The organism is Streptomyces cinerochromogenes (assembly GCF_014648635.1).
Classification (GTDB): Bacteria; Actinomycetota; Actinomycetes; order Streptomycetales; family Streptomycetaceae; genus Streptomyces; species Streptomyces cinerochromogenes.
On record NZ_BMRM01000018.1, the window covers coordinates 54,387 to 77,870 of the forward strand.

The 23,484-nt window shown below is 70.2% G+C and carries 21 protein-coding genes and 1 pseudogene; 9 read left to right on the forward strand and 13 right to left on the reverse strand.

Features of this window, described 5'->3' with window-relative positions; genetic code table 11:
* Positions 1-91: 91 nt before the first annotated feature.
* Positions 92-517 carry a hypothetical protein gene (locus IEZ20_RS30020; protein ID WP_189304464.1) on the reverse strand — a complete coding sequence of 142 codons (426 nt, stop codon included), beginning with the start codon at positions 515-517 and terminating at the stop codon, positions 92-94.
* A 49-nt stretch (positions 518-566) separates the two neighbouring features.
* A complete protein-coding gene (locus IEZ20_RS30025) occupies positions 567-1,565 on the reverse strand; it encodes an AraC-like ligand-binding domain-containing protein (RefSeq protein WP_189304466.1) in 999 nt (332 codons plus the stop codon).
* Positions 1,566-2,251: 686 nt separating this feature from the next.
* Between IEZ20_RS30025 and IEZ20_RS30030 the strand changes: the two genes are divergently transcribed.
* Entirely contained in the window at positions 2,252-3,022 is a 771-nt protein-coding gene (locus IEZ20_RS30030; protein ID WP_189304468.1) for a hypothetical protein, read from the forward strand.
* 1,577 nt (positions 3,023-4,599) lie between these two features.
* A complete protein-coding gene (locus IEZ20_RS30035) occupies positions 4,600-5,859 on the forward strand; it encodes a metalloprotease (RefSeq protein ID WP_229896321.1) in 1,260 nt (419 codons plus the stop codon).
* Between the two features lie 50 nt (positions 5,860-5,909).
* Here the strand turns inward: IEZ20_RS30035 and IEZ20_RS30040 are convergent, their stop codons facing one another.
* Complete coding sequence (locus tag IEZ20_RS30040; protein WP_189304469.1) at positions 5,910-6,230, reverse strand: hypothetical protein; 321 nt, start codon at positions 6,228-6,230, stop codon at positions 5,910-5,912.
* Between the two features lie 322 nt (positions 6,231-6,552).
* On the opposite strand from IEZ20_RS30040, the gene IEZ20_RS30045 reads away from it, so the two are divergent.
* Complete coding sequence (locus tag IEZ20_RS30045; protein ID WP_189304470.1) at positions 6,553-8,883, forward strand: ATP-binding protein; 2,331 nt, start codon at positions 6,553-6,555, stop codon at positions 8,881-8,883.
* A gap of 12 nt (positions 8,884-8,895) precedes the next feature.
* Here the strand turns inward: IEZ20_RS30045 and IEZ20_RS30050 are convergent, their stop codons facing one another.
* The 4 genes from IEZ20_RS30050 to IEZ20_RS30065 all read right to left on the reverse strand — a co-directional run bounded on the left by IEZ20_RS30050 (position 8,896) and on the right by IEZ20_RS30065 (position 11,381).
* The gene (locus IEZ20_RS30050; protein ID WP_189304471.1) at positions 8,896-9,384 is read right to left on the reverse strand and encodes a TolB family protein; all 489 of its coding nucleotides are present in this window, start codon (positions 9,382-9,384) and stop codon (positions 8,896-8,898) included.
* Complete coding sequence (locus IEZ20_RS30055; protein WP_189304472.1) at positions 9,385-9,891, reverse strand: TolB family protein; 507 nt, start codon at positions 9,889-9,891, stop codon at positions 9,385-9,387. It abuts the gene before it with no gap.
* 194 nt (positions 9,892-10,085) lie between these two features.
* Positions 10,086-10,631 carry a hypothetical protein gene (locus IEZ20_RS30060; RefSeq protein WP_189304473.1) on the reverse strand — a complete coding sequence of 182 codons (546 nt, stop codon included), beginning with the start codon at positions 10,629-10,631 and terminating at the stop codon, positions 10,086-10,088.
* 273 nt (positions 10,632-10,904) lie between these two features.
* On the reverse strand, positions 10,905-11,381 hold the full coding sequence (locus tag IEZ20_RS30065) for a MarR family winged helix-turn-helix transcriptional regulator (RefSeq protein ID WP_189304474.1): 477 nt from the start codon (positions 11,379-11,381) through the stop codon (positions 10,905-10,907).
* Between the two features lie 43 nt (positions 11,382-11,424).
* Between IEZ20_RS30065 and IEZ20_RS30070 the strand changes: the two genes are divergently transcribed.
* Complete coding sequence (locus IEZ20_RS30070) at positions 11,425-12,348, forward strand: alpha/beta hydrolase (RefSeq protein WP_189304475.1); 924 nt, start codon at positions 11,425-11,427, stop codon at positions 12,346-12,348.
* Between the two features lie 237 nt (positions 12,349-12,585).
* Here the strand turns inward: IEZ20_RS30070 and IEZ20_RS30075 are convergent, their stop codons facing one another.
* On the reverse strand, positions 12,586-13,371 hold the full coding sequence (locus IEZ20_RS30075; RefSeq protein ID WP_189304476.1) for a helix-turn-helix domain-containing protein: 786 nt from the start codon (positions 13,369-13,371) through the stop codon (positions 12,586-12,588).
* A 63-nt stretch (positions 13,372-13,434) separates the two neighbouring features.
* Here IEZ20_RS30075 and IEZ20_RS30080 point away from each other — a divergent pair, with 63 nt between their 5' ends.
* The 3 genes and pseudogenes from IEZ20_RS30080 to IEZ20_RS39935 form a co-directional block, all read left to right on the forward strand.
* Positions 13,435-14,241, forward strand: a complete 807-nt coding sequence (locus IEZ20_RS30080) for an SDR family oxidoreductase (protein WP_189304478.1) — start codon at positions 13,435-13,437, stop codon at positions 14,239-14,241.
* A 455-nt stretch (positions 14,242-14,696) separates the two neighbouring features.
* Positions 14,697-15,845 (forward strand): serine hydrolase domain-containing protein, encoded by a 1,149-nt coding sequence (locus IEZ20_RS30085; RefSeq protein ID WP_189304480.1) that lies wholly within the window; start codon positions 14,697-14,699, stop codon positions 15,843-15,845.
* A 172-nt stretch (positions 15,846-16,017) separates the two neighbouring features.
* Positions 16,018-16,113 (forward strand): annotated as a pseudogene (locus IEZ20_RS39935) (IS5/IS1182 family transposase); the annotation flags it as partial.
* Positions 16,114-16,181: 68 nt separating this feature from the next.
* Here the strand turns inward: IEZ20_RS39935 and IEZ20_RS30090 are convergent.
* Positions 16,182-17,603: an NAD(P)/FAD-dependent oxidoreductase gene (locus IEZ20_RS30090; protein ID WP_189304482.1), complete on the reverse strand. Its 1,422-nt coding sequence runs from the start codon at positions 17,601-17,603 to the stop codon at positions 16,182-16,184.
* Between the two features lie 74 nt (positions 17,604-17,677).
* Between IEZ20_RS30090 and IEZ20_RS30095 the strand changes: the two genes are divergently transcribed.
* Positions 17,678-18,853 (forward strand): carboxylate-amine ligase, encoded by a 1,176-nt coding sequence (locus IEZ20_RS30095; RefSeq protein ID WP_189304484.1) that lies wholly within the window; start codon positions 17,678-17,680, stop codon positions 18,851-18,853.
* A gap of 407 nt (positions 18,854-19,260) precedes the next feature.
* Here IEZ20_RS30095 and IEZ20_RS40775 read toward each other — a convergent pair whose 3' ends face one another.
* Positions 19,261-19,614, reverse strand: a complete 354-nt coding sequence (locus IEZ20_RS40775; RefSeq protein ID WP_373303996.1) for an 8-oxoguanine DNA glycosylase OGG fold protein — start codon at positions 19,612-19,614, stop codon at positions 19,261-19,263.
* Between the two features lie 195 nt (positions 19,615-19,809).
* On the opposite strand from IEZ20_RS40775, the gene IEZ20_RS30100 reads away from it, so the two are divergent.
* On the forward strand, positions 19,810-20,370 hold the full coding sequence (locus tag IEZ20_RS30100; protein ID WP_189304487.1) for a cysteine hydrolase family protein: 561 nt from the start codon (positions 19,810-19,812) through the stop codon (positions 20,368-20,370).
* A gap of 34 nt (positions 20,371-20,404) precedes the next feature.
* On the opposite strand, the gene IEZ20_RS30105 is transcribed toward IEZ20_RS30100, so the two are convergent.
* From IEZ20_RS30105 to IEZ20_RS30115, 3 genes are all read right to left on the reverse strand, one after another.
* Positions 20,405-20,677: a hypothetical protein gene (locus IEZ20_RS30105; protein ID WP_189304489.1), complete on the reverse strand. Its 273-nt coding sequence runs from the start codon at positions 20,675-20,677 to the stop codon at positions 20,405-20,407.
* A gap of 464 nt (positions 20,678-21,141) precedes the next feature.
* Positions 21,142-21,588, reverse strand: a complete 447-nt coding sequence (locus IEZ20_RS40780) for a DUF3618 domain-containing protein (protein WP_189304491.1) — start codon at positions 21,586-21,588, stop codon at positions 21,142-21,144.
* A gap of 58 nt (positions 21,589-21,646) precedes the next feature.
* Entirely contained in the window at positions 21,647-23,284 is a 1,638-nt protein-coding gene (locus IEZ20_RS30115) for a M4 family metallopeptidase (RefSeq protein WP_189304493.1), read from the reverse strand.
* Between the last annotated feature and the right edge of the window lie 200 nt (positions 23,285-23,484).

A 23,484-nucleotide genomic window follows, 5' to 3' on the forward strand; every position in this document is an offset into this window, starting at 1 on the left:
GTGGAAGGCGTGGAAGGAGTGGTAGGAGGTGTCACCACACCCGCCTACCCCCTTGGGCCCGGCAGCAGACGGAAACCGTTCGGCACTCGGGTCAGTAAGGCTTGCTGTTCACATCCCCCCAGCCGTCACCGTCGTTGACCGTCATCATGGCCTTGTAGCCGGGTCCGTCCCAATACCAAGCGGTCTGGTGACTTCCGCCTCGTCCCAGACTGCCATGGGACAACGCTCCGTAAGCTCCGTTTCCCTTCTTCCGCCACAGGTAGTAGCTGCACCCGCTTGACATGTTGTAGAAGGATGCCCGCACGTACCAATGGCCGGGTGCCGTCTTCTTGGCGTCGAGCTGGGCGGTGCAGCGCCCATCGTGCGTGTGGATCTGCCGCACACCGTAGTAGTACTTGACTGCCGTCGGTGACACGGCCTTCGGCGCAGCCGACTGAGCGGAAGCCGTAGAAGCCATGAAGCTCAAGCTGCACAGGGCAAGCGATGCGGCACCGAAGCATCGAATGACTTTGATCACTAAAACCCTCCTTTTCGCCAATCGTCGCAGGAAGAGTGCCGCAAGCGCCTTAGCGCGGTGCGCCAGGGGCTTGGCTTCGTGCGCCAGTCTTGGTGCTGTGATCGTGGGATCGGTTCCGGTAGTCGCTGGGGGTGATGCCGTGCACGGTGCGAAAGACGCGGGTGAAGTCCGCGGCCTGGGGGAACCCCCAGCGGGCCGCGATGGCCTGGATGGATACATGACGCTGCGCAGGATCAGCCAGGTCCCGACGGCAGCGTTCCAGGCGTCGGCCGCGTATCCAGGAGCGGACGGTCACGCCATGTTGCTGAAACAGCCTGTGCAGTGAACGAACCGAGATGTGGTGGGCTGCTGCCACCTCACCCGCAGTAAGAGTGGTGTCGCCGAGATGACGCTCAATGAACGAGGTGATACGCATGTACAGCACGCGCTGACGGGAGTCGGAGGGAACGGCACCCTCGCGCTCCAGGAAGTGCGCCAGTGTAGCGGTGACCAAGTCCAGGCCGACGGTGCCGAGTCGTGCGGCGTCTTGTGGCGTGTAGTCCGTACTGTCTTCCGTCAGGTGAGTGAGGAACGTCCTCAGCAAACGCCCCATGCCTTGATCACCGGGAAGGGTCCGGCAGATGATCTGATCGATCTGGCGGGCCGGTAACGGCAATAGCGCGCGGGGAAACTGTAAGAGAATGTTCCCGCCGTCCGCATAGGTCTCGAAGGGGCGCGAACTTTCGAAGAGCAGGAGGTCGCCCGGTCGGACTGCGGCGCGTTTGCGATTCTGCTCGATCACATGAGGGCCCGAGTTCGTGACGCCGAGGGCAAGGATTTCGGGATCCGAGGCGCGAATCAGCTTCGGGGTCCGCTGCGTGAGGTACGACGAGTACGCCATCGCTGACAACTGGACCGCCCCCAGCGGCATCGTGCTGACCCTGCCACGAAAGACATCCGTACCGATCAGCTTGAACGATGTCGGCATCACCGCCTCCGCGATGACTTTCTCCCATGCTGGAAGAGCATCCCGCGCCGAGAAGTCACTGCTGTCGAAGATGTGCTCCACGGATCCTCCCGGTACTCCAGCCGGACTTCTGTATCTCTGCTCGTCAACGGCTTGTCAGGAAGCGTAGCGAGGGCTCCGTAACCGTGTGACGGTCTTGTGCCGGCCGTCCCACCAACGGGTGCCCGGGCCGCCGCCGAGACGCCGCCGGCGGTTCCGCCTCGGCACCCAGCACAACTTCCGCGCCCGGCAGCTCCGCCGGTCCATCTCATCCCCGATTCCCCGACCCGGCCGAACACCGGGGCACCGGACACCGGGACACCGGGACATCGCCACGACGGTAGGCCTCCCACATGCGGCAGGGCGCACACCGACCACCACGTTCCAGGCAGCCCACAACCGGCACGTGCAGACGTGACACGCCTCGGCGCCGCCCAACTCGCCTACGGCCGAGGCCAGCTCGTTGTGTCGTAACGGGCCGTTTCATTCGGGGAGTCTGCGGTTGACCCCATCACGGCCACATGATCCGTCGAACGGTGCCCAGGGAGGACGGGGCGCAGTCGGACGGCGGACGCAGGCGCCACGGCACGAGGGCGTGCGTGAGGTGGCTCCCTCATCGCTCCGGCCGTCGGGATGTGCCTGTCAGGCACTTGACCGGATGCCGCTTCGACGGAGGATGGGGGGAGAGCGGGTCTGCGTGGTGAAGTGTGGGCCTCTGACAACCTCGACAGCAGGGAGCGTTTCGTCCGATGACCGCACAGCCCGCACGTCTTGAGCGCAGCGATCCCGGGACCGCCTCGGTGATGGGTGACTCGCCGTTCAAGTCTTCTCTCGTCAAAGCGGTGTTCAGGGACGTGACCTCGATGCACGTCTCTCGGTCGGCCGCGTGGGCCGCCGTGTCGGTGACGCGGACAGTGCTGACGGAGATCATCGACGGCGCGAGGAGAGCGGCGGCGGAGGAGGCCCGGAAGAAGCTGGTTCCCGGTGACCTTCTCTCGGCGATCGACCGGAACGTCGAGCTGGAGGTGGGGAGCAAGTGGTACGACCACAGCCCGACGTTCCAAGGCCTGACCGGTGTCCTGTACGACGCCGAGGGTGTCATCGTGCCTTCTCGTAAGCGCAGCAGGTCGCAGAAACCGAGTGCTGTGGTCGGTGCCCACAGGTTCGAGGCTGGCGTCAAGAAGCTGCTGCGGAGCCGGGGGGTGACGGCCGTCCCGGCGATGATTCGCGACCTGGACGGAATCGCGAGCGTGTTCCTGACGGACCTTGCCCGGGACGCGGCCATGGTCGTCCGCGAGGGCGGGGTCAACCGTTGGGGTACGGTCACCCCAGTGATGTCGGGCGAACCGGCCCCACTCCCGTTCCTCAAGGATTCCTTCCGGGCCGTGCCCACCCGCAGGGGGGACAGGCGGACCATCGGCAGGGATGACATCCTGGCCGCCACCACGATTCAGTTGTTCGGCGGCAATCTCAGGCAGCGCGCCCTCACCGAGGCACGCGAGGCGACACCGCACACGTAGGCCCGCTGAGCGGGTGCGACCGACATCGCCGCCCGCACCCTCAACTGCCAGGACGGACGCGCCGAATGAGATGGCCTCTCAGATGATCACCGGGAGCCCGGAGCAGCATGTTCCAGCGCTTCGCCGTGCCGAGGTGCTGAAGCACTCTGCTGGCGGCGACCGCGGCCGTCCGGCCGACGCCCTCGAGGTGCAGAACCTGATGGCGATTCTTGGAAACGGTCGGGGGCGACGGTCGGGGGCGCTCCTCGCCTCGCTTCCTTGGCCTTCGAAGTGAGGCTGGGGAGCGAAGAGCCAATCTTGATCTCCTGTGGATGGGTTCGGGCCATGACTGGTGACTGGCGGAGGGACCGGATCGGGGCTGCACGATGTGCTGCGGGATGCGATCGGCAGCGAACTGGACCGGTTGCGTTCGACGGACTGACGGTGGGCCGGTCGATCGTCAGGACGGCGCGCCCGGGGAGTGACCTGCAGTACGCCGTCGCGGCACAGCGCAGGGCGTTACCGTGACGGGCTGATCGTCGCTGCACGTCTCACATCACGGTCGGGGCCGTGGCGCCCCGGGCGAACAGTCCGACTGGTGAGGAGGGGACTCATCGATCGGGATGGCTTTCAAGGCGGTGCCCCTGGCCACGCTGGTGTCGTGAGGCCGGTGACGCGGTTGTCGTCGTCGCGCCGGGCCGTGCGCGGGTCGGGGACGGCAGGGACAGCCTGGCCGCTGTCGAGGGGTTGGGCGCGGGCGAGGAGCCGGCGGTGGCCGGCCGGTACGGCCGTGATGCGCAGGTGGAGCCCGGACCGCCAAAAGCCAGGTGCGGGAAAGGGGGTGCGGCGGGTCCAGCCTCTCGGCGACTGGGGCGGTGGCGGACGCTGCTGTCGGCAGAGCCGGCCGAGGCCACGGGGGTGATGTCGGCGGACAGCATCAGTCGGCCACAGGGGGCCGATGAACGTGCTTGGAATGATCAGGCAGGCCGGGTGCCCGGTCTGTCGGCCGGTCGTTCGTCAACTCGTGGTGCGCCTCTTCACTCTTGCAGATGATGGACCAGACGCATTGACGATGATTTTCCGGCCATTCACGTCGCGTCAGCAGGTAGCGCCGGGGCATCTGTGGTCTGAGCGACATGAAGACGGGTCGGACGGAGCCGACGGCCTACTGCTTATCAGGCACGTGCCTGATAAACCGGCCTCGCTGAATTGGCCGGGAGACGCGATCAGCCGCTTTCTCTGATCAAGCGCATGCGCTGTGATGTCTTCCCGCCGGAGTCGTCCCGAGACACACGTGTGCGGTCCGGTGGTGGCCGCAACGGGGGGTACGCCCCACCCGTTCCCATTCCGCACCGAGCCATTCCAGCAACGGCAGCTCCGAGCAGGCCATCAGCCTCGGTGGCATGCCCCGACGACTGTCTTCCGGATCCAGCCCGACCGCGCTCCGGGGCGGCAGCAACCCCCGCCCACTCCCCATGCCATGGCCACGCCGCATGACCGGTGGCCAGGCAGACCGCGCAATATCCGCTCGCACGGTCGGCTCGTGGCACCCCCAAGAGGCGGCCACCGCTCTCCACTGCGCCCTGCAAGGAGTTTGGATGCCATACCCGTCCTTCCCCCGGTGGTTCGCCGCTCTGTGGCCCAGCCGGCGACGGCAACCGGGCGGCCCTGCACCCCACACCACAGATCATCACCCCCACACCACCACCACCACCCGGAGCCGAAGCACACGTGCCCTCGTCCGTGGGCTGGTTCCCGCAGCACTGGTCCTGCTCCTGTCCGGCACTCCTCTTGCCACACCGCAGGCGAGTGCCGCCGCGGCTCCCATCTGCCTGAGCGGAGCCCTGGCGTTCGACCACCGCGACGCCGAGGCCGGGACCGCCAAGCCCTGGATCACCTCACCGGCCCGCAACGCCAACTGGGAGCTGTGGGGCCAGACGTCCCCCGGTGCCGCCTCGCGCCTGCTGGCATCCGGACTCACCGGCGTGGACGGCGGAACGTTCAACGCCTGCTACCAGGCCACCGGGTCCCTGCCCGAGCTCCACATGAAGTTCCTCTCCGCCAGCACACAGACATGGCGCGTCATCCCGGATCGCCGGTCGGCCACTCCGTATTCGTTCACCACCGCGTCACTGACCGGCGTTGCCACCAGCCGGGACCTGGGCACGGTCAAGGTACCCAGCTCGATCCAGGGTGCCTGGAACGTGGAGGACACCCTCAACCTGCTGTACTGGAAACGCGGCAACCCCGACTCCGGGTGCTGGACCAGCCATCAGGCCAACGGTGCCTGCGACCAGCTCACCGTGGTCTGGGACCCGGGTGCCAGTGACGGCGGTTACTGGGACTACGGCAACACCAACTACGTCATCCTCGCCGGCGACATGCCCGACTCCCACCACCTGGTGCTGCACGAGGCAGGCCACTGGCTGCAGTGGCAGCTGTACAACCACTGGTTCCCGCGGGTGACCAACTGCAACCCGCACTACATCAACAGGAGCAGCTCCACCACCTGCGCCTGGACCGAGGGATTCGCCGACGCAGTCGCCGCCTACGTCCTGGGCGACTACCGCTTCGTCTACCCCGACGGCACCTCGTACAGCTTCTCCAACGGGCGCTCCACCCCGGGCTGGGACGCCGGTGACACCGTCCAGGGCAGGGTCGGCAGTTCCCTGCTCGACCTGTGGGCGGCGAACGGACCCGACGGCGGCAACTGGGACCGCACCATCCGTCTGATGACCTACAACGCCAGCACCGATTTCCGTGAGTACTTCATGGCCGACCGGCCCACCGCCTCACCTCCGCTGAGCACGGCAGGGGCTGCCAGAAGCATCATCTTCAGCCACACCATCGACTACTGAAGCGGTGACCGACCGTTCCCCCGCGACGGACCACTCCTGGCTACCCGGCGTCACCCCGACCACGTCAGGCCCGAGTTCAGCCCGCCGCCCGCCCTGACGAACCCGGGCAGCTCGCCGGACCGGCCCACTCGGCTCAGCCGTTGAGGACCGGCCGGAAGACGAGACTGCTCCTCGGTCGCCTGTCCCGCCGGGTTGCCGGCCCGCCCCTCGTGCCTCGTCGTGCCCTCGCTGCGGCTGCGCCGTTCCCCGGCTGACACGCCGCCACGGCTCTTCGGCGTGCCGACCACATCGACCACGCCGACCACGCCGACCACGCCGACCACGCCGACCACGCCGACCACGCCGACCGCGCCGGCCGCCAGCGCGGTCACGGCAGGACGGCTTGTGCCGGATCAATCCACGCTGACGCCCGTGCCCGTGCCCGTGCCCGTGCCCGTGTCCGTGCCCGCGTCCTGGCGCGGCACCGCGGTCCCGTCGTGGCCGATCGGTCGACGGGCCGGTCCGGATCCCCTGCAGAGCGGTCCTCATGTTTCGCAGAGGCACTCACAAACGGCATCAGACGAAGGAGAACAGGGACTGGTCGGACACCAGGGGCGAACCCCTACCATTACCTCAGTGGAAGGGGGGCGGCTCGTGACGGGAAACCACTACGCAGGTGACCACATCCCCATCTCAGGTACGTTCCACGGCCCCGTGACGGGAAAGGTCGTGCACCACCATCACGGCCCTGTCCCGAGAGCCACCGCGTCCCTCCCGGCCGCGCCAGCTCTCTTCACCGGCCGGGACCACGACCTGGCCCGGCTGTCGGCCGCACTCGACCCGTCCGCCGAGTCCGAGCTTCCCGTCCTGGTCTGCGCCGTCTCCGGCCTGGCGGGCATCGGGAAGACGTCACTCGCCCTGCACGCCGCCCACCGGGCCGGCGAGGACGACTGGTTCCCGGGCGGCACGCTCTTCGTCGACCTGCGCGGTTACGACGACCACCCTGTCGCCGCCGGCCAGGCGGTACTCGCACTTCTCGACGCACTGGGCATACGCGGCACCGACCTGCCGGCCACACCCGAGGGGCAGTACGCCCTCTACCGTTCCCTCCTGGCCAGGGAGCAGGCGCCGCTCCTGCTGGTTCTCGACAACGCCTCCCACGCGGAGCAGATCACCCCCCTGCTGCCCGGCCTCCGTCACCACCGCGTCCTCGTCACCTCCCGCAACCGCCTCACCGACCTCGACGCCCGCATCATCGACCTCGACGTGCTGACCGAAGAGGCCGCGATCGATCTGATCACCAAGGCTCTCCGGCTCAGCGACGCCCATGACGACCGGCCGGCCCGGGAGCCCGACGCCGTGAGAAGGCTCGCAGCCCTGTGCGGTTGCCTCCCGTTGGCCCTGCGGATCGTGGCCGGCGCCCTGCGGAAGCAACGCCATCGTTCGCTCTCCTCGCTGGTGGAGGAGATCAGCGCCGCGAGCGACTCCACCCGAGCCCTCGGCGTCCGCCCGGTCCTCGACGTCTCGTACGCCCGGCTGCCCAGAGCGCAGGCCCGGCTGCTGCGGCTGCTCGCACTCGCGCCCGCCGCCGACATCTGCACGGAGGCAGCCGCAGCGCTGGTCCGCCGGCCGCCCGATCTCGTACGCGGTCTGCTGGAGGAGCTGGCCAACGCCTACCTGATCACGGCTCTCCCGGACTGCGCGCGGGGCCTGAGGTGGCGGTCGCACGACCTCGTACGCGCCTACGCGGCGACACTGAACGCCGGGAACCGCCTGCGGGCTCCGGGGCGTGAACAGGCGCGGGCCCGCATGCTGACCTTCTACAACCGGAGGGCGCACGCGGCCGCGCTCCGCGTGCACTGGACGCCGGGTCTGCCCGAGCCCGACTTCTTCTCCGACAGAGAGGAGGCGCTGGCCTGGCTGGACGCAGAGCGACACGCCCTGGTGAGCCTCGTCCAGGAGGCCGAAGGCGCCTGGTACGCCCCCGCGGCCGTCGACCTGGCTCTGTGCCTGGCGCCCTTCCTGGCCTTGCGACGGCACTTCAGCGACCTGGTCACCGTCAGCCGGGCGGCTCAGCGGATGGCGCACCGCAGGGGCGACCGCTGGAGCGAGGCCGTGGCGTGCACCAACCTCGGTCGCGCGCTGTCGTACCTGGGGCGAGCGACGGAGGCGATCGACGCCCACGTCGAGGCACGTGCGCTGTTCCGGGGCATCAGCGACCGCCAGGGCGAGGCCGAGGCCATGCACGACTTCGGCAGCACACTCGTGGCGGCGCGACGTCACGGGGAAGCCGCCGACGTCTTCACCCGAGCCCGCGAGCTGTTCCAGGGCATCGGCGACCGCTGGGGCGAGGCGATGGCCTGGTACAACCTCGGCCACACACTGCGTGAAGCGGGAGAGCCGCCAAGGGCAGTCGACGCCCACGCCCGCGCCGGCGGACTGTTCAGAGAACTCGGCGACCGCGAGGGCGAGGCCATGGCCTGGAGCGGCCTCGGCCTCGCCCTGGGGGACGTGGGGGAGACGGAGCAGGCCATCGATGCCCACGCCCGTGCCCGCGACCTCTTCCATGAGCTCGGTGACCGCGTGAGCGAGGCCTCGGCGTGGATCGACCGCGGTTCCGTCCTCGTGCGTGCCGAGCGCCGGTCCGAGGCCGCCGGTGCCATCAGGCACGCCCAGGAGCTCCTCCGGGGAACGGCCAACCGCGCGGGAGACGCCACGAAGTGGCACGGCCTCGCTGTCGTCCTGCGGGACATGGGGCGGACAGAGGACGCCATCGAGGCGTTCGGCACCGCCCTGGAGCTCCATCGCAGGGGCGACGACTGGTACGAGACCGGACGTACCCTGAACCATCTCGCGCGCGCTCACCACGACACCGGGAATCTCGCCGCAGCCGGGCAGACCTACGCTCGGGCCGCCGACGTGTACGGCCGTGCCGGGGCCCTCACGGAAGCTGCCGAAGCCAGGGCTCTGGGTGAACGATGCCGGAGCCACCGGGGCCCGGCCGGCCGCTGCGAACCGGACTCGCAGGCGCCTTACGGGGAATGACCGAGGAGTACGTCAGGGGCGCCAGTCCGCCTCCATGTCGTGGGAGTCGGTCTTGGTGAGCTTGGTCGTTCCGGTGCCGTCCGCGTGGACCAGGTACAGGTGTTCGGGGTCCGCGTCGTCGCCCCCGCCTCGGGTGAAGACCAGACGGCTGCCGTCCGGGGACCACGAGGGGTACTTGTCGTTGAAGCGGGCCGAGGTGATGCGGTGCACTCCGGTGCCGTCGGGGCGGACGAGATAGAGGTGCGCGAAGCCCGAGGAGTCGACCCGGCTGAAGACGATGCGGTTGCCGTGCGACCAGTCCGGCGTCCAGTCGTGGGAGCCGGAACCGGTGACCGCCGTCTGGGCCAGGGTGGACAGCCGGATCCGCATCACCCTGCTGTGTCCGCCGGCGTCCGCCCGGCTGAACGCGAGGAACTTGCCGTCCGGGGACCACGTCGGATGGAGGTCGTCCGCCGAGGTGTGGGTGAGCCGGGTGGCGGGAGTGCCGTCGATCTCGGCCACCTAGATCTCGCGCTGGGTGCCGACCGGCTTGGCGTAGGCGATCCGCTTGCCGTCCGGGGACCACGCCGGGTCGGATGCGCCCTTGGTGCCGGGGACGGCCTTCAGGCCGCCGCCCGTCGTCTTCATCGTCCAGACGCCGTCGATGGCGCCGCCGGATCCGTAGCGCACGAAGGCCACCCGTTTGCCGTCCGGGGACCAGCTGGGCATCACGTCGCTGACGGTGGAGGTGTGGGTGAGTCCGACCGGCGTGCCGCCGCCGGCCGAGATGGCGTACAGGTCCTCGACGGGGGCTCCCGCGGTGTAGCGGGCGAAGACGATGGGGTGGTCCGCCGCCGCTCCCGCGTTCCCTGCTGCGTTGAGCGTCAAGGGCACGGTCATGGCGAGCACGGTGGCGGCCACGGCCGCCCGGCGCCGCCGCGTCGTGCCGGCTCCGCCCGTCCTGACGGTTCTTCGTGCCGCCCCTTCGGCGATACCGCCGCTGCCGGTCTTGTGGTGCAGGTGCGTCAAGGTGTCCCCCCGATGGCTCGTCCGCGGCCCGCTGCGGGCCGCTCCGGCGGGTAAACATCCCACCCGGCGGAGCTCCGGGGAAGCGACGATGGCCGACGGTACGGGCTCTGTGACACGTTCCGGACGCCGCCGTCACACGCGCGGGGTGCGGACCGGCGGTGACCGGATGTCAGGGCGCGGACGGTGACCGGATGTCAGGGCGCCTCCGCCATGAAGTCGGCGACCAGGTCCGCCGGATTGGCGCTCGACGTCAGCTCGAACATCGCGTCCGGGTCGAACATGTCGTAGAGGATCACCGGCACCGGCCGCCCCAGCACCGCCACGATCCGGCCGCTGTCGTGGAGGTGCCTGGCCGCCGCGACGCACACCTCGTAGAACCATTCGACCAGCCGTTCGCCGCGGTCGTCCGCCTCCTCGTCGTCCTCGTACCAGAGCCCCCGGGACTCGGCCTCCCGCCGGTGCGACCGCGCGCCGTCAGGGTCACGTCCGACGGTTCTCACCCCTTCGAGTCCCGTCTCGGGGAAGAACGCGTAACTCCAGCGTGCCTCCCAGGCATCCGGCATCTGCCGCGCCGCCGCCACAGCGTCGGCCTCGGTCGTGTAGCCGATCGCCACGTACGGATACCGCGGATCCTGGTCGACGCTGTCGACGCGGAACGTCACCGCGTAGATCCCGCTGTCCGCCGGGAACTCTCCGACGACCTCGCCGGCGACCCGTTCCATATGTTCTCCGAACGCCATACGAGCCCTTCCTCGATGAGGTCGAAGATCATAGAGAACGCGAGGAGCGGAACTGCGTCGCCCCCCCGGCTCCGGCGGTTCGCCCACGGCGCGACCGGGTGACCGGACCGGACGGCCTGATCCGCCCGCCCGGCAGGGTGGGGGACCCGGGCCATGGGTCGCCCGGGCGGCGGCCGCCGCCCGTTCCCTACAGCTCCGGGTCCTCCCGAGGCGGGCGTGCAGACCCGTGCAGGCCGGGTGTTCCCACCCGCCCTGGACCGGGGGGGATGTCCATCAGCCTGTGGGCATGCCGGTCCGGTTGCGTTCGAGTACGGAGCGCAGCTTCGAGATGGCGCGGACGGCGGCCGCGCCGGAGGGCCCGTCGAGCGTGTCTGCGATCAGCGTGGTGAGTCCGTCGGTGAAGGTTCTCTCCGCCGCGTAGACGAGTTGCGAGCCGTCGTCGGTCAGGGCCAGCAGGGAGGACCGGCGATCGGATGGATTCGGCTGCCGGACGATCCATCCCTGTTTCTCCAGGCGGTCGGCGCTCTTGCTGGTCGCCCCGACGCCGATGGCGAACTCGGCGGCGATGTCCGCCACGCGAGCCCCGGGATGGTCGCGCAGGAAGCGCAGGAACTCGAACTGCGAGGTGACGATCCCGTGCCGCTCACGGAGACGGTCGTTGAGGGCGTTGTACAGACGCGTCTCGCAGCGGACCAGATCGGCGAAGAAGCCCGGGAGGTCGACTTCGTCACCGCTCAATCTATATGCCATGGCATATAGTGTAGAGGAAGCTACTTACGGCGGGAGCACACCCATGAGCAAGGAACAACGCGCCCGGATCGACGCGATGATGCGGCAGCCGCGGCCCGAGGGCCCCCGGTCGGCCGAGGAACTGCGGGCCGGATTCAAGGCGTTGATGGCCCAGATGATCGTGCCCGACGGCATCCGCACCACGCGGACGACGCTCGGCAACCGATCCGCCCTGCATGTCGAGCCGGGCAACGGGCCCCGCGCCGGGACGATCCTGTACTTCCACGGCGGCAGCTTCGTGTTCGGCTCCCCCGAGACCGCCCTGCCGCTGACGGGACACCTCGTGGCCAAGACCGGCTTCAGGGCGTACTCGCCGGACTACCGGCTTGCCCCCGAGCACCCGTTCCCGGCCGCGATCGAAGACACCCTGAGCGCCTACCGCGACCTCCTCGACAGAGGCACAGACCCCTCGGCCATCGCGTTCGCCGGCGACTCCGCCGGCGGCGGCCTCACCGTCACCACCTGCCTCGCCGCCCGTGACGCGGGCCTCCCACTGCCCGCCGCCATCGTGGCGTTCTCCCCTGGCCTCGACGCCACCCGCACGGGCGAGAGCATGGACACCAAGGAAGGCATCGACCCGATCTTCACCCGTGAGACCGTTGAACACACCGGGGCCATGTACCTGGCCGGGGCCGACCCCCACCAGCCCCTGCTCAGCCCGGCTGTCCTCGCCGACCTGACCGGCTTCCCTCCCATGCTGATCCAAGTGGGAACGAACGAGATCCTGCTGGACGACTCCACGCGCCTTGCCGCGCGTGGGAGGGCGGCCGGGGTGGACGTCATCCTGGACGTCACCGCCGACGTGCCGCACGTTTTCCAGTCGTTCGCCGGCGTTCTGGACGAGGCGGACGAGGCACTGGACCGCGCGGCTCTCTTCCTCAGGCAGCGACTTGGCGCTGGGTGCGCGGCAAACGCGTCAGCGAAGTAGGTTCAGCCCCAGTCCGCGGAAGCTGTCGGGCACCACACCGGCAGCGGCTCCCGGACGCCGTGGGGCACGGCTTCGCCCACCTCCGAAACTGACGCGTGCTCGGCAAGGTCCCGCACCCGGCACGAGCACCCCGAACTCTGCGCACCCCAGAGCTGTGACCAGCAGCATCACGATGCACCGTGCTCGTTCACCACAGCGCCGGTCGGGACTTCCTTGCGGCGGCAGAAGTCCGGCGCGTCAGGCAAGAGCCGCCAGGGCCGCTTCGGAGGGACTTTCGGCCGTCGCCTGATACACGATGATCACCTGATGCTCGGCGCCGCCGACGGTGAGCGCCTGCCTTCGCAGGGCGAGGCTGCCGACGACCGGATGCGTGAAACGCTTGAGTTCGTCCCGGGCGGGCCGCGTCTCGTGCCGCATCCACAGACGACGGAACTCCTCGTCCGTCTCCAGCTCGGCGATCAGACGGACGGTCTCGGGGTCGCGTGGGTCGGCTTCGGCGCGCAGGGCCGCTGCGGTCTGCGCGGCTACCTCTGCCCAGTCGGGGAAGAGCCGGCGGGACGCCGGGTCGAGGAACACCGCTCGGACCAGGTTGCTCCCGGGCCGGTACATCGGGGCGAGCGCACAGGCTTTCTTGTTCGCCGCCAGTACGTCGAAGCACCGGTCGCGGACGTACGCGGGGCGGTCCGCCCAGGCGTCGAGCAGCCGGTGCACGTCCGCGGAGACCTCGGTCCGCGACGGCGGCACGGGGGCGTAACCGGCGAGGGCGTGCAGGTGGGCGCAGGCGTCGGCGTCCAGCTTCAGTGCCCGCGCGAGGGAGCGCAGTACCTGGGACGAGGGGTGCCGGTCGACGCCCTGTTCGAGCCGGACCAGGTACGGCTCGCTGATTCCGGCGAGGTGGGCCAGTTCTTCCCGGCGCAGTCCTGCCACCCGGCGGCGTCCGCCTGCGGGCACCGCCGCGTCCGCCGGAGCGACCCGTCCGCGCCGGGCCTTGAGGAAGTCTCCCAGAAGATTGTCGGCCGCCATGATGCGAGGGTAACCCTGCAAGGGTGCTGGCTGGCCAGGTGGGAACGGCGCAGGCTCGATGTCATGAAGACCTGGTTCATCACCGGCGCGTCCCGCGGCTTCGGCCGTATCTGGGCCGAGGCCGCTCTCGACCGCGGCGACCGTGTCGCCGCCACCGCACGTGACCCCGAGACCCTGCAACCGCTCCTTGACACACACGGGGACGACATCCTCCCGTTCCGCCTCGACGTGACCGACCGCACCGCCGTGACCGCCGCGGTGCAGCGGGCCGCCGAGGTCTTCGGCCGCCTGGACGTGGTCGTCAACAACGCGGGCTACGGCTTGTTCGGCATGGTCGAGGAAACCACCGAGGAACAGGCTCGCGCGCAGCTCGACACCAACCTGTTCGGCCCGTTGTGGGTGACGCAGGCGGCCCTGCCGTACCTGCGGGCCCAGGGCAGCGGTCACATCCTGCAGGTCTCCAGCCTCGGAGGCCTCGCCGCCTTCCCCACACTCGGGCTGTACAACGCCTCCAAGTGGGCCCTGGAGGGAATGAGCGAGGCCCTGGCCCAGGAGATCGCCCCCTTCGGGATCCACGTGACGCTGCTCGAACCCGGCCCCTACGACACCGACTGGTCGGGCGCCTCCGCAGTGCACACCGAGCCGCTCCCCGCCTACGAACCCGTCCGCGCCGCACGCCGGGCCGGTGCGTCCGCCCGCACGCCCCAGGACGCGCGAGACACCGCCGCCGTTGTCCTCGAACTCGTCGACACCGACGCACCGCCCCTGCGGCTCTTCCTCGGCACCTACCCCTATCCGGTTGTCGAGGCGGCCTATCGGAAGCGGCTCGACACATGGAACGAGTGGCGGCACCTCGCCTCCCGTGCGTGACCGGCACGGAGCATCCAGCGGCCTCCAGGACCCCCACGCGTCACCTGCTGCACGCTGTCACCGGCATCGGGTACGGCACGCTTCGACGGCAGCCGGTGCGTCTGCCCGCGCCGACGTGACAGGAACAGGGCGCCCTGCGGCTCGGTGACAACCGGCCTGCCCTTGCGACTGCCGACGATCAGCCGATTCCCCACCGTAGGCCGCAAGAACAGCTGGCAGCTGGCCGGGCTCGCCGGTCATCGCACCCCCCGTTGGATGCCGTCCCGCCCGTTCGCGGCCGGATTGGCCGGTAGTCGAGCGGACCTTGGCCGGGACTGGCTCCACGGCTTCCGCCGACTGCGGCCTTCTTGAGACGTTCCGTGACGAGGCCTCGGCCACCGCACCTGTCGACGCCGATGATTCCCGGCCCGTGCGGGAGTCTGTCTTTCGACAGCAATCTCCTGGAAGGCGGCCTCATGACGACCCTGCACGACTTGCTCGAAGCCCACGTCGGTGCCGGTACGCTGCCGGGAGCGGTTGGCCTCGTGGCCCGGGGTGACCAGGTCGAGGTGGTGGCCGTCGGCACGCAGGACGCCGGTGACGGCGCCCCGATGGCGAGGGACTCCATCTTCCGGGTCGCCTCGATCACCAAGTCCGTCACCGCCGCCGCACTGCTGATCCTCCTGGAGGAGGGCAGGGTCGCACTGGACGACCCGATCGGGATGTGGCTGCCGGAGCTGGGGAAGCCGGTGGTCGTGCGCACGCCGGCGAGCCCGGTGGACGACGTGGTGCCGGCCGACCGGCCCATCACCGTATTCGACGTGCTGGCCTCCCAGGCCGGGTACGGATTCCCCTCCGACTTCACACTGCCGGCGGTGCAGGAGTTGTTCACGGTGCAAAAGGACGGCCGGGTGCCGAGCAACTTCCCGCCGGCCGACGCGTGGATGGCGGCGCTCGGCCGCATCCCGCTGCTGTACCAACCGGGCGCTGCCTGGCTGTACGACACCTGCTCCGTCCTGCAGGGGGTACTGATTTCGCGGGTCACCGGACAGCCGCTGCCGGAGTTCCTGACGGAGCGGATCTTCGGGCCGCTGGGCATGGTCGACACCGGTTTCGAGGTGCCGGCCGCCAAGCGGGACCGGTTCACCAGCTTCTACAGGCCAGGCGACGACGGCAGCCTGGAGCTCGCCGACGGCCCGGATGGCGAGTGGAGCAGCCTGCCCGCGCTACCGCTCGGCAATGGCGGGCTGGCCTCGACCGCCGACGACTGGCTGGCCTTCTGCCGGATGTTGCTGGCCGGCGGGGTGGCGGCCGACGGCCACCGGGTGCTGTCGGCCGACTCCGTGCGCATGATGACCACCGACCATACGAATCCTGCGCAGCGCGACATCGGCCGGCTGTTCCTGGAGGGCCAGGGCTGGGGCTTCGGCGGCTCGGTTGACATCGACCGGACCAACCCGTGGAATGCGCCGGGCCGTTACGGCTGGGTCGGCGGCACGGGCACAGCGGCGCACATCGTCCCGGCCACGGGTACGGTCACCATCCTGCTGACTCAAGTGGCAGCCATGGGTCCCGTGCCGGCACCGGTGATCAGGGAGTTCTGGCGGTACGCGGCGAACGCCTGACACCCGCATCTCACGCCCGTGGCCTCACGGCGGGCCCGGCTGACCGGGTGGCGAAAGCGGACCACGACGCATAGCTGTGTAAGCCCGCCAAGAGATCTTGCTGAGGTGTCCCGGTCGAGCGTGACTGGGGTGACGATCTGATCGTTCGGTGGGTGTGCCGGCTCGGCCGTGGATCGTGGACGATGACTTGTGGGCCCTGATCGAACCGCTGCTGCCACCCTGGCCGACGCGGTCGCCGGGGCCGAGGCCAGTGGATGATCGGCTCGCCTTCGAGTGATTGCACCGGACCCTGCTCGCCGAGCTCAACGCGGCCGGCGAGCCCGCCTGGGCCCCTGTTCAGGCGGGCTCGGTGGGATGGAGGTGGGGGTGCGGGTGGAGGTTGAGGTAGAGGCCGGCGGCGGCGTGGGCGGCGGTGGTGGGCAGCGGGAGGAGGTGGCTTGTTCCGTGGCCCGCGAGTCCTTGCGGGGCCCGGCCGTTGGCGGGCTGGCGGACGGTGCGCAGGAAGGTGCCCACGGGGTCGTCGGTCTGGCTGTCGTGGAGGTCTTCGGCGCCGGTGATGATGTTGAGGAAGCTTTCGTGCAGGCGTAGGGGGGCCTGGTCGCGGTGGCTGAGCTGCTGTGCGGTGCGGAAGTAGCTGTCGCGGCCGGAGTGGATGCGGTAAAAGGCGCTGACCAGGATCAGGAGCCGTTCGTAGGCGTGCCGGTAGGCCTGCTGGTAGAAGGCGCGGGCGGCGTCTTCGTCGACGTCGCCGCGCAGCATGCTGTTGATGGTGGCGGCGGTGAGCAGGCCGCTGTACATGGCCAGGTGCACGCCGGTGGACAGCAGGGGGTCGAGGAAGCAGGCGGCGTCACCGGCGAGGAACCAGCCCGGTCCGCTGAAGGTGTCGCTGACGTAGGAGTAGTCACTCTCGGTCTTCAGCGGCGCCACCTGGCGGGCACTGGAGAGCAGGCCGGCCAGCAGCGGGCAGCGGGGGATCGCGTCGTCGTAGACGGTCTGCAGTGAGCCGCCCGCTTGCTGCCGGGCGCGGGCGAAGGAGCGTTTGTCGGTGACCAGGCCGACGCTGAGGGTGCCGTCGTGCAGCGGGATCGCCCACAGCCATCCGTCGTCCGGCAGGGAGAACACCCCGATCGCGCCACTGGGGGCTGCGGCAAGAGGGGCGGCGCCACGCCAGTAGCTCCAGGTCGCGACGTTGCGGAAGGCATCATGGACGCGCCTTGAGCCCAGGTGCCGGGTGGCGAGGAGGCCTGCGCGGCCGGAGGCGTCGACGAGGTGCCGGAAGCGGATGTGCCCCGCGCCCTCGTGCCGGCCGGCCCAGGTGGCTTCCACCGCCCGGCCGGCCGGTCCGGTCTCGCCGCCAGCCTCGAAGCCGACCCGTTGCGCGCGGGTCTCTTCCCTCACGTCGGCCCCCTGCGCGCGGGCATGCTCCAGCAGCAGGTGGTCGAACTCGGAGCGGATGACCTGAAAGCTGTAGGCCGCCGGTCTGCCCGGTTCGTCGAAGCCCAGTGACCATTCCTGGCCACCCCAACCGTAGAACGCCCCCGTCTTGCGGATGAACCCGTGCGCCTCGACCGTCTCGCGGGCCCCCAGGATGTCCAGCACGGGCAGCAGGGAGGGCAGCAGTGACTCGCCGACGTGGTAGCGCGGGAACCGTTCCCGCTCCAGCACCCGCACCCGATGGCCCTGACGGGCCAGGAGGGCCGCGGCGGTCGCGCCCGCCGGACCGCCTCCGACCACCAGAACGTCGGTTTCTTCGTGCATGCGGTGCTCCTCAGCCTTCGGCAACGAGCGATTCCACCCACCGGTCGAGCACTTTCTGAGACAGTGCCATCACTATGAGCAGTGAACCTCACGGTGGGGCCGGCCCGACAGACGGCCTCGGGCCCGCCCGCCCCTTCGTATCAAGCCGCGCTCCAGCCACGCTCACTGTGGGTGTCGAGGAGGAGCTCCTCCTGGTCGATCCCCTCACGCGCGTGCTCAGCCCCCGCGGACCGGAGGTGGTGAGCGAGGCGGCCGGTGAACTCGGTGATCGGGTCGGCACCGAGCTGACCCGCTATCAGGTCGAAGTGCGCACCGATCCGCACACGTGCCTGAAGGAAGCCGCCGAACAGATCCGTTCCACAAGAGTGGCGGCCGCCCGCGCCGCTGCCCGCCTCGGCGTGCGCCTCACCTCGACCGGCACCCCCGTGCTCGGCCAGACGTCCCCTGTCCCGATCACACCCGGCGCCCGCTATGCCCACAGCGCCGCGCACTTCCGCGCCCTGGACGACGAGCAGACCGCGTGCGCCTGCCACATCCACGTCGGCCTGCCCGACCCCCGCGACGCCGTGCACGTCAGCAACCACCTGCGGCCCTGGCTGCCCACCCTGATCGCCCTCAGCGCCAACTCCCCGTTCAGGGACGGGCAGGACACCGGATACGCGAGCTGGCGCACCACCACCTGGGGACGCTGGCCCGTCGCCGGCCCGCCCCCGTACTTCGAATCATCCGCCCACTTCGACGACCTCGTCGACACCCTCCTCGACGCGGAGGCACTCATCGACCGCGGCGGCCTGTACTGGGACATCCGCCCCTCCCACCACCTGCCGACCATCGAAGTCCGCGTCGCCGACGCAGCCCTGACCCCCGACGACACCTTGATGCTCGCCGCTGTCGTCCGCGCCCTGACCGCCACCGCCCTCGAACGCATCCGAGCCGGAGAACCGGCCCCCCGCCCGGCACCGGAAGTCCTGCGCGCAGCCTGCTGGCGCGCGGCACGCGACGGACTGGCCGGCACCGGCATCGACCCTCTCACCGGCCACCTCATCACCCAGACCACGCTCGTCGAAAGACTGCTGCACACCATCGCCCCAGCACTGCGTCGGCACGACGACCTCGACCACACCCGCGAGCAATGGCAGCGCCTGCGCGCCGAAGGAACCGGCGCCGCCCGCCAGCGCGCCGCCTACCGGCAACGCTCCAGCCCCCACGACGTCGTCGACTACGTCATCTCCGCCACCTGCCCGCAGTAGGGCAGCGGTGCAATGAGCACCAGCATGCGCGGCGTTGCACTACGCCGGGCGTGAGGCAACTCGGATCGGAAGCACTCACCTCCGTCTGCCGCACATGACACAGCGCGGCCAGCGTCGTGTACGGCGCGCCGGCGCCGCTGCCGCCCGCAGAGCCGAGAGGTACGTCGCCGCCCGCGCCACGCCGTCACCAGCTCTTCCGACAGGACTGTGCGGAAGGCCGGACCCGCAGCAGAGTTACGCGGGCGTCGGCGCCCGATCCGGGCGCAGCGACGCGAGCGGCGGGGGCAGGAAGTTCACGGTGCGCGGCGCTTTGCCGCTGCTGCAGACAGTGCGGACGGGGCAGGGTTCGCAGGACCACCGCGGCGACACCCTTCAGTGCCTTCACCGCATCGCCCTGAGCCATGTGATCACCGGCCAGTGTCGCCTCGACGTCGGCGGCGGGACAGAACCATGTGCCGTGTGGCCGGCCCGCTGCCGCGGCGCGTGCCTCGTGTGCCCTTCCCCCAGACGTAGGTCCCCACCAACGCCTCGCTGAAGGCTTCGCGCCGCAACGCGTCAGCCACCACGGAGACGACCTCCGTCCGGCTGCCCCAGGCATCACCGGTGTGTGGCGCCGGAGCAAGAGCTGACGGCCACGGGGCGATCCCTGCCCACCGGCTGGGGGCGTAGCGGACGGTGTGCGCGCCAGGCCTTCCGTCCGCGTAGCCCACCGTGTTCTCCCTCCACCAGCGGTGCCGTGCCTGCAAGGCCGCATCGGGCATCAGGCGCGTGCCCCTCTCGCGGTCCACCGCGTCCGCTCGGTCCTGTCTGCTCACGTTCCACCCCCACGGTCGTTCCGGCAGGCCGTCGGCCGGATACTCCGATGACCACGGCTCACGGCGGCCGATGCCGCGGGTGGTGCTGCCTACGATGTCGCTGGCCGAGCAACACGGAACCGACCTTTTCCGGGAGACGACATGAACAAGGCCCTCCTCGTGATGGACGTCCAACGGGACATCGTGGACCTCGCCGACGACGGCTCCGGGTATCTGCCGCGCCTGCGCACGGCGATCGACGGCGCACGGGCGGCCGACATCCCCGTGATCTACGTGACCATCGCGTTACGCCCGGGCTTCCCGGAAGTAGGCACGCGCAACAGGGCGCTCACCGCCATAGCGCGGGCGGGCCTCTACGTCGAAGGAGCTCCGGGCACCGAGATCCACCCCGCTGTCGCACCGCGGCCGGGCGACGTCGTGATCACCAAAAGGCGGGCGAGCGCCTTCCTGGGCACCGACCTCGACGTGGTGCTCAGGGCGCGCGGCATCGACAGTCTCGTACTCACCGGCATCGCCACCAGCGCAGTGGTGCTGCACACCCTGTGCCACGCCAACGACCTGGACTTCGACCTGACCGTCCTCGCCGACGCCTGCCTGGACCTGGACCCCGAGCTCCACCGGGTCCTCGTCGAGAAGCTGTTTCCCCAGTGGGCGGACGTCGTCACCGTCGACGACTGGATCGACACCCTTGGCCCCCACTAGGACCTGCCGCACCAGCAGGCCTTGTTCTGCGGGATCAAGCCCCCAGGGCAGCGTCCAGGGCCTTGCCGGTGTCCGCGCCAAGGGCCCCGGCCGCGGCGTAGAGGTCATCGACGGCGCTCCCCACCTTGTCGATCGAGGCGATGGGCACACACCGCTGTCGTGGCCCGCCAGCGAGCAGATCCGTCCCGTCGGCGAGGACGCGCAGGCGGTGAGCGTACTCATCGACCAGCTGCCCGCCCTCGGAGACAGCGTGGTGGTAGCCGACCTGCCGGACGACTCCTTCCTGACCCGGCAGGTGCGCAGCCACGGGGGTGCCACTGCCCTCCAGACGCTGGTCGCCACCGTCTCTCTGCCTGTGGATCTGGCGTCCCTGTCCCGGTTGAGGCGGCGGGAGCACGCGCGCCGCCGCCGGGGCGTGCAAACCCTGGGTGACCGGGTCGGATACCACCGCTCCTGGAACCTTGGTGCACTTCCAGTAAAAACCGCAGGCGGGCCCTGGTGCCTGAGGGAACGGGCCGCGTGCGCAACGTACGCTCCAGTCCCTCTTCGAGCTGTCCCACGTCCGCCTCTCCAAGCGGCCAGGCGGCAGGGGCCGGCACCCCGCCGTCCGTAGGGTGGTCCTCCCACACCACCGCCGTGCACAGGCTACGAGTCCTGGGGGAGCCCGGCCCGGCCACGTCGGCTACAGGTCGGCCAGGGCTGACTCCACCGAAGAGGCTCTTGGGGGCGGCAGCCCGGATGCGGTCGACCACCGGCCAGAAGCGGGGGAACTCAGTGTGCGGTCGCCATGCCCTGGTGATCGTGGCCGAGAGGGGGCCACACTCTGCCCACGTCTTTCGGGCCGCTCTTACGAGGCTTACGACCGCTCGATGCGTCTTGGCCGGAATGCCCGCAGCATTGACGTGAAGGTCCGGGGGCGCCTGCCTGACCGCTTCGCCCGCCTGCGGGGCGGCGTCGACGGCGGTGTCGGTCGCCCGCCCGGCGGTCAGCTTGCAGGGAGCCGGCCGGGGACCGGGCGCCGCTCGCGCATGCTCTGACCGGTTTCCGGAGGCCGGCCGGTCCCATGATTCGGCGCCGCGTCCCGGATCCCGTGTCGCGCGCCCTGCTGGTGCGATGGCGCACCAGCTGCCGGGGACTGGCCCGGTCGGCGAGACGGCTGGCGTGGGCGGACAGGCGGACGCGGGTGGCGTCGATCTCGGCCCTCTGACCGGCGGTCACAGGTACGCGAGGGCGGCACCCGGGGGAGTCCCGGGTGCCGCCCGTCAGGCCTGCGCTGTCACTTGACGTTGACGGCGCTCCAGGCCGCGGCGACCGCCTTCGCCTCGGTGCTGTCGGCGCCGTAGAGGTCGCCGGCCGCCGAGAGGGTGCCCTTGCGGGCGCCGGCGTAGTCGGTGGTGGACGTGAAGTACGTGGTCAGGGCCTTGTACCAGATCTGCAGGGCCTTGTCCCGGCCGATCCCGGTGACGGTGGAACCGTCCTGGGTGGGGGAGTCGTAGTCGACCCCGTTGATCGTCTTCTTCCCGCTGCCCTCGGCCAGCAGGTAGAAGAAGTGATTGGCGACGCCGGAGGAGTAGTGCACGTCCTTGTCGCCGACGGAGGAGGACCAGTAGTCGGCCGAGCCGCCGTCCTTGCTGGGCTTGTCCATGTAGCGCAGCGGCGTGCCGTTGCCGTTGATGTCGATCTTCTCGCCGATGAGGTAGTCACCGACGTCGCTGGAGTTGCCGGCCGCGAACTCCACGCCCGTACCGAAGATGTCGCTGGTGGCCTCGTTCAGGCCGCCGGACTCACCCGAGTACTCGAGGCCCGCGGTGTTGGACGTGACGCCGTGGCTCATCTCGTGGCCGGCGACGTCGAGCGAGGTGAGCGGGTCGTTGTTGCCCTCGCCGTCGCCGTAGGTCATGCAGAAGCAGGTGTCGTCCCAGAAGGCGTTGACGTAGGCGTTGCCGTAGTGGACGCGCGAGTAGGCGCCGACACCGTCGTTCTTGATGCCGTTGCGGCCGAAGGTGCTCTTGTAGAAGTCCCAGGTGACCTGCGCGCCGTACGCCGCGTCGGCGGCGGCGGTCGCCGCCGAGGCCGTGGTCCCGTCGCCCCAGGTGTCGTTGTCCTGCGAGAACAGGGTGCCGGTGCCGGATTCGCCGTGGGCGAGGTCGTACGTCTTGTGGCCGCCGCGTGAGGCGTCGGTGAGCGTGTACGAGGAGCCGGACTGCGTGCTCGTCAGGTCCACCTTCCCGCTGTACTTCGTGTTGCCGACGCCGGTCTCCACGCCCTGGTACTGGAACAGCTTCCGGCCGGTGGCGGCGTCGGTGACGACATGCAGTTCGTTCGGGGTGCCGTCGTCCTGGAAGCCGCCGACCACGGTCTCGTAGGCGAGGACGGGCGTGCCGGACGCGGCCCAGACGACCTTGCGGGGCGCCCGGGAGGCGCGGGACTTCTCGGAGCCGGCGGACTTCGCCACGCCCAGGGCCTGCTGCTCGGCGCGGTCGGGGGCGATGCGCGGCGTGAGCGAGGCGGGCTTCAGCGACCCCTGCGCCGCTCTGGTCACGCCCTTGCGCTCGCCGGACTTCGCCGTGTGCACGATCAGGTCGCCGCCGAGCACGGGCAGACCGGCGTAGGTGCGCTCGTAGCGCGTGTGCACGGTGCCGTCGGCGTCCTTGACGACGTCCTTGGCGACCAGCTTTTCCTGGGCGCCGAGTCCTATCGCCGCCGCCGTCGCGGTGGCCGAGGTCCGGGCCTGCTGGAGGAGGGCGGCGCGGGCAGTGGCGGACAGGGCGACCGGAGCCGCGCCGGGCCGGTCCTGTGCGGCCGGCTGTGCCGTGGCCGCGCCGCCGAGGGTGGTGCTCAGCAGTGCTCCGGCCGCGACGGCGGTGGCGAGGGTCAGCAGGGTGTGCTGGTGACGCTGGGAACGGGAGGTCACACAAACTCCTCTGGAGGGGTGTGGGGGGTGGTCCGGCCGGCGGACGCCGGCCGGTTGGGTGTGGGGAGTGGCCGATACGGCGCCGCCGCCCGGCCCGCAGACATGCCGCTCACGCCGTCTGTCCTGCGCATGACAAGTTTCAACGACTTCGCAGCATCGAGGGGTGGAGGGAGCGGTCGGCGCATGCCGCACGCCCCGGC

What these genes read in the sequence shown, in the direction of transcription:
- IEZ20_RS30030 (WP_189304468.1), top strand. Translation starts at nt 2,252, where the DNA reads ATGACCGCACAGCCCGCACGTCTTGAGCGCAGCGATCCCGGGACCGCC.
- IEZ20_RS30035 (WP_229896321.1), top strand. Translation starts at nt 4,600, where the DNA reads ATGCCATACCCGTCCTTCCCCCGGTGGTTCGCCGCTCTGTGGCCCAGC.
- IEZ20_RS30060 (WP_189304473.1), bottom strand. Translation starts at nt 10,631, where the DNA reads ATGGCGTTCGGAGAACATATGGAACGGGTCGCCGGCGAGGTCGTCGGA.
- IEZ20_RS30065 (WP_189304474.1), bottom strand. Translation starts at nt 11,381, where the DNA reads ATGGCATATAGATTGAGCGGTGACGAAGTCGACCTCCCGGGCTTCTTC.
- IEZ20_RS30070 (WP_189304475.1), top strand. Translation starts at nt 11,425, where the DNA reads ATGAGCAAGGAACAACGCGCCCGGATCGACGCGATGATGCGGCAGCCG.
- IEZ20_RS30075 (WP_189304476.1), bottom strand. Translation starts at nt 13,371, where the DNA reads ATGGCGGCCGACAATCTTCTGGGAGACTTCCTCAAGGCCCGGCGCGGA.
- IEZ20_RS30080 (WP_189304478.1), top strand. Translation starts at nt 13,435, where the DNA reads ATGAAGACCTGGTTCATCACCGGCGCGTCCCGCGGCTTCGGCCGTATC.
- IEZ20_RS30085 (WP_189304480.1), top strand. Translation starts at nt 14,697, where the DNA reads ATGACGACCCTGCACGACTTGCTCGAAGCCCACGTCGGTGCCGGTACG.
- IEZ20_RS30090 (WP_189304482.1), bottom strand. Translation starts at nt 17,603, where the DNA reads ATGCACGAAGAAACCGACGTTCTGGTGGTCGGAGGCGGTCCGGCGGGC.
- IEZ20_RS30095 (WP_189304484.1), top strand. Translation starts at nt 17,678, where the DNA reads ATGAGCAGTGAACCTCACGGTGGGGCCGGCCCGACAGACGGCCTCGGG.
- IEZ20_RS40775 (WP_373303996.1), bottom strand. Translation starts at nt 19,614, where the DNA reads ATGCCCGATGCGGCCTTGCAGGCACGGCACCGCTGGTGGAGGGAGAAC.
- IEZ20_RS30100 (WP_189304487.1), top strand. Translation starts at nt 19,810, where the DNA reads ATGAACAAGGCCCTCCTCGTGATGGACGTCCAACGGGACATCGTGGAC.